The following is a 3,840-nucleotide window of genomic DNA, read 5'->3' as shown; positions in this document are numbered from 1 at the left end:
GGCGCCCTCGCTCTACCCCGATCCCGACAGCCGGGCGCTGCGCGAGGCGATCGCGGCGCGCCACGGGCTCGACGCGGCGCGCGTGGTCATGGGCACCGGTTCCGACGAACTGCTCAACCTTGCCGCGCAAGGGTACGCCGGGCCGGGCGACGAGGTGATCTACGTGCGCTACGGCTTTGCGGTCTATGACATCGCGGCGCGGCGCTGCGGGGCGACCCCGGTGGTCGCGCCCGATGCCGACTACGGCACCGACGTCGACGCACTGCTCGCGCTCGTCACCGAGAAAACCCGCGTGGTGTTTCTCGCCAACCCCAACAACCCCACCGGATCGTACCTGCCCAAGGGCGAGATCGCGCGCCTGCACGCCGGCTTGCGCCCCGACGTGCTGCTGGTGATCGACCAGGCCTATGGCGAATACGTTCCGGCCGAGGACGAGGATGGCGCCTTCGCGCTCGCCGCCGCGGCGCAGAACGTGCTCGTCACGCGCACCTTCTCGAAGATCTTCGGGCTGGCGGGCGAGCGGATCGGCTGGGCGACCGGCGCGGCGCCGATCATCGCCACGCTCAACCGTATCCGCGGGCCATTCAACGTTTCGGCGACCGGGCAGGCGATGGCGCTCGCCGCGCTGGGTGACACCGAATTCCTCACGCGCAGCCACAAGCACAACCTGGAAGAGCGCGCGCGCTTCGTGGACAAGCTTACGGCGTTGGGCAACCACGGGCTGCGCGCGCTGCCCAGCCAGGCGAACTTCGTGCTGGTGCTGTTCAACGGCACGCTGACCGCCGAGGCGGCCTACGAAGGGCTGGCCGCGCGCGGCTACATCGTGCGCTGGCTGCCGGGGCAGGGACTGCCGCAGGCGCTACGCTTCACCATCGGCAAGCGCGCCGACATGGACGCGATGGCTGACGCGCTGGCCGAGATGGCGCAGGCGCAGGGATGAGCTTTTCGAGGATCGCGATCATCGGGCTGGGCCTGCAGGGCGGCTCGATCGGGCTCGCCGCGCAGCAATACCTGCCGGGCGTTACCGTCACCGGGTTCGATCTCGATCCCGCGACCCGCGCTCGCGCGCGCGAGCGCGGGTTGTGCCATGCCGTGGCCGAGAGCGCCGAGGAGGCCGTCGCGACGGCCGATCTGGTGATCTTCTGCGTGCCGCCCGGTGCGATCGGCAAGGCCGCGGCGCCCTTGCGCGGCGCGATCCCGCTCGAATGCCTCGTCAGCGATGTGGGCTCGTCGAAGAAGCGGATTTCGGCGGACCTGGCCGAGGCGCTGCCCGATCACGTGGTGATCCCGGCGCACCCGGTCGCGGGTACCGAAAATTCGGGGCCCGACGCGGGCTTCGCTTCGTTGTTTCGCGGGCGCTGGTGCATCATCACCCCGCCCGAGGCGACCGACATGGTCAAGCTGTCGCAGCTGGTGGCCTTCTGGGAAGCGCTGGGCGCCAATGTCGAGCTGATGTCGGCCGCGCACCATGATCTGGTGCTCGCGGTGACCAGCCACCTGCCGCACCTCATCGCCTATACGATCGTGGGCACGGCGTCGGATCTCGAGGACGTGACGCAGAGCGAAGTCATCAAGTATTCGGCCGGTGGCTTTCGCGACTTCACGCGCATCGCGGCGTCCGATCCGACGATGTGGCGCGACGTGTTCCTGTCGAACAAGGAGGCGGTCCTGACCATGCTCCAGCGCTTCACCGAGGATCTCACCGCGCTCCAGCGCGCGATCCGGGTGGGCGATGGCGACACGCTGTTCGAGCATTTCACCCGCACCCGCGCGATCCGCCGCTCGATCATCGAGGAAGGCCAGGACGACGCGCGCCCCGACTTCGGGCGCGGCGATCACGAGGCGGCGGGTACCAAGGCGTAATACCAACCTGCAGCGATCCTGACCTATGAGGACGGTTCCTGGTGGTTCTCGGCCAGAAGCGTCCGAAGAGACGATGTGGTTCATCGTCACGAGGACGCGACGCCGTTCGAGGGCCACCAGAAACCGCCCGAAGGGTAGCCAGTCCCGCCCGCTGGACTTTGTCGGAGCGCTAGCCATGATGAACCACATCGCCACTGTCGCTCCTCCTCGCCAGCNACCGCCCGAAGGGTAGCCAGTCCCGCCCGCTGGACTTTGTCGGAGCGCTAGCCATGATGAACCACATCGCCACTGTCGCTCCTCCTCGCCAGCGAACGGGACTGGCTATCCTCATAGGTCAGGATCACTGCAGGTTGGTATAAGAGCCCAAATTTTGGATCAGGCTGCAGGGCGCGGGGGAGCTTTTGGCGGCTTCGCGCATTGACCGGGGAAACCAGCTTTTCCGGTGAGGCCGTGCATGGCGATCGCGATTTCGACGACCCTGGAATACGTTCTGGCGGGTCCGGCGGACATCCTGCTCCAGATCGAGGCGGCGATGATCCCCGAGCAGCGCGTGACGCACCACCACATCGACCTGCCCGCGCTCGACCACTTCGCGCGGGTGCCCGGCCAGTCGCAGATCGGGGAGCGGATCTGGCTGCGTACCGACCAGACCTTGCGCGTCCACTACCACGCGCGGGTCGAGATCGACCGCCTTGTCGTGCCGATCGCGGACCTGCCCGCGACCCCGCCGCACCGCCTGCCGGGCGAGACGGTGGACTATCTCATGGCCTCGCGTTTCTGCCCGGCCGATACGTTCCAGGAGCATGTCGAAAGCCAGTTTGGCGGCACCGCGGGGGGGGCGCGGGTCGCCGCCATTCGCGACTGGATACAAAGCCGCCTGACTTACGAGCCGGGGGCGAGCGACGCGCAGACGACGGCGCTGGACACCTTTCGCAGCCGGCGCGGCGTCTGCCGCGACTACGCGCACCTGATGATCGCGATGACCCGTGCGAGCGCGATCCCCGCGCGTTTTGCCAGCGTCTACGGTCTTGGCGTCGAACCGCAGGACTTCCACGCGGTGGCCGAGGTCTTTCTCGACGGGTGCTGGCATATCGTCGATGCGACCGGCATGGCCGAGCCGCAGGACATGGCCAAGATCGGCGTCGGCCGCGATGCGGCGGACGTGGCCTTCCTCACCAGCTACGGCGCGCTCGAACGGGTAAAGCAGGAGGTCCGCGTAAGCGCCGCGTAAGCGTGCGCGGGGGCGCTCAGTCGGCTCCGGCGATCAGCAGGCGGCCGTAGCGGGGCTGGATCGGGCGGGCGTTGTCGCCGATGATGGCGTGGATCGCGGCGATCTGGTCGGCGCTGGCGGTGACGCGGTGGGTGGCGACGTGCCAGCGCACCCCTTCGCTGCACGGCGGGGTGGTGAGCGAGCCTTCGTAGCGATAGACGCCGAGCGTTTCGGGCAGCAGCTTCGCCGGATCGAGCGTGACGCCGGCCACCGGATGCGCGGCCTCGGCGTGCGCGGGGGCGGCCTTGATGATCTTGGCCAGTTCGGGATTGGGCGCGCCTTCCTCGAACAGGATGCCCAGTACCGCGAGATTGCCCGCGTAGTCGACATGCACGAAATGCGCGACCATCGGGTAGTGGAGGCCGTAGATGGTCTCTTCGGACGGGGTGTGGAAGTGGACCTGGAGCAGCTTGTAGCGCGAAATGCCGCTGGCGAGCGTCGAACCTTCGGGGAAGTTGACCTGGACCGTGTGGCCGTTGTTGAGAATGGTCAGCGGCGCGCTCTTGTAGCTGGCGGAAACCGAGAAGTGCGCGGTGACGTCGGCAGCGCCCAGATCGACGGGGGACTGCATGTGGCCGGTCTTGCACAGCCGGTACTCGTCCGAAAGGTCGCCCCAGTGGTCGGGACCTTGCGCGCCGGCGTAGCCCCAGTGGTCGCCGTGCGCGACCGGAGCCGGGCTTGCGGGCGGGGGGGCGCTCGTCGCCGGG

4 protein-coding genes are annotated in these 3,840 nt (G+C 68.5%); 3 read left to right on the top strand and 1 reads right to left on the bottom strand.

Annotated features, from left to right (window positions below):
* The 3 genes from MTR62_RS20335 to MTR62_RS20325 all read left to right on the top strand — a co-directional run.
* Nucleotides 1-940 (top strand): pyridoxal phosphate-dependent aminotransferase (locus MTR62_RS20335; RefSeq protein ID WP_244024378.1); only part of this gene is annotated, 940 nt, incomplete at its 5' end.
* On the top strand, nucleotides 937-1,863 hold the full coding sequence (locus tag MTR62_RS20330; RefSeq protein WP_244024377.1) for a prephenate/arogenate dehydrogenase family protein: 927 nt from the start codon (nucleotides 937-939) through the stop codon (nucleotides 1,861-1,863). The genes MTR62_RS20335 and MTR62_RS20330, both read left to right, overlap by 4 nt.
* Nucleotides 1,864-2,317: 454 nt before the next feature.
* Nucleotides 2,318-3,094 (top strand): transglutaminase-like domain-containing protein, encoded by a 777-nt coding sequence (locus MTR62_RS20325; protein WP_244024375.1) that lies wholly within the window; start codon nucleotides 2,318-2,320, stop codon nucleotides 3,092-3,094.
* A 16-nt stretch (nucleotides 3,095-3,110) separates the two neighbouring features.
* Here the strand turns inward: MTR62_RS20325 and MTR62_RS20320 are convergent.
* Nucleotides 3,111-3,840 (bottom strand): carbonic anhydrase (locus MTR62_RS20320; RefSeq protein ID WP_244024372.1); only part of this gene is annotated, 730 nt, incomplete at its 5' end.

The organism is Novosphingobium organovorum (assembly GCF_022832435.1).
Lineage (GTDB): Bacteria > Pseudomonadota > Alphaproteobacteria > Sphingomonadales > Sphingomonadaceae > Novosphingobium > Novosphingobium organovorum.
Note: the sequence above shows the minus strand (reverse complement) of the source record. Positions and strands in the feature narration are given on the sequence as shown.

Bases quoted from the DNA above. Each gene is read 5' to 3' on its own strand.
- MTR62_RS20330 (WP_244024377.1), top strand. From the start codon at position 937: ATGAGCTTTTCGAGGATCGCGATCATCGGGCTGGGCCTGCAGGGCGGC.
- MTR62_RS20325 (WP_244024375.1), top strand. From the start codon at position 2,318: ATGGCGATCGCGATTTCGACGACCCTGGAATACGTTCTGGCGGGTCCG.